This window comes from Phocaeicola sp. RTP21198st1_B8_RTP21198_201120 (assembly GCF_040929485.1).
Taxonomy (GTDB): Bacteria; Bacteroidota; Bacteroidia; order Bacteroidales; family Bacteroidaceae; genus Phocaeicola; species Phocaeicola dorei.
This window is the reverse complement of record NZ_JBCOCI010000327.1, coordinates 662-1,479: the sequence shown is the minus strand read 5'-3', so window position 1 is coordinate 1,479 and position 818 is coordinate 662. Positions and strand designations below refer to the sequence as shown.

At 46.0% G+C, this 818-nt stretch carries 1 protein-coding gene; it reads right to left on the bottom strand.

Going from position 1 to position 818, the window contains the following annotated elements:
- A partial coding sequence (locus tag AB5935_RS25940) for an acyl-CoA dehydrogenase family protein (protein WP_368327865.1) occupies positions 1-818 on the bottom strand: 818 nt, incomplete at both ends.

Below are 818 nucleotides of genomic sequence, written 5' to 3'. Positions count from 1 at the left end.
GTCTGCAACTGGGTAGTTCCTTCGTAGATGCTGGTGATACGTGCGTCGCGATAGATGCGTTGGCAAGCATATTCCATCATGAATCCTGAACCACCGTGAATCTGGATACAGTCATAAGCGTTCTGGTTAGCATATTCAGAGTTCATACCCTTAGCCAGCGGAGTAAAGCTGTCTGCTAGTTTGGCGTATTTTTTCTGTTCCTGACGTTCTTCCGGAGTCAGTTTACGTTCGCGGGAAATATCATCCAATGCTTTGTAAATGTCTACGTAGCGAGCTGTTTGATACAGCAAAGCACGTCCGGCATCCAACTTACCTTTCATGATAGCCAGCATATCGTATACTGCCGGGAATTCGATGATTGCTTTACCGAATTGCTTACGGTCTTTAGCATAAGCCAATCCCTCATTGTAAGCAGCTTGGCTCAATCCTACGGACTGCGCAGCAATACCCAGACGGGCACCGTTCATTAAAGCCATAACGTATTTAATCAAACCGAGTTTGCGGTCACCGCAAAGTTCAGCTTTAGCATTCTTGTACACCAGTTCGCAAGTAGGAGAACCGTGGATACCGAGTTTGTTTTCGATACGACGTACGTTCACACCACCCTCATTCTTGTCATAGATGAACATAGAAAGACCACGACCGTCTCTTGTACCTTCTTCCGAACGAGCCAATACCAAGTGAAGATTAGCATCACCGTTTGTAATAAAACGTTTTACACCGTTCAGCAACCAGCAACCGTCTTTTTCGCTATAAGTTGCTTTCAGCATAACTGCCTGTAAGTCGGAACCTGCATCCGGTTCGGTCAAGTCCATAGA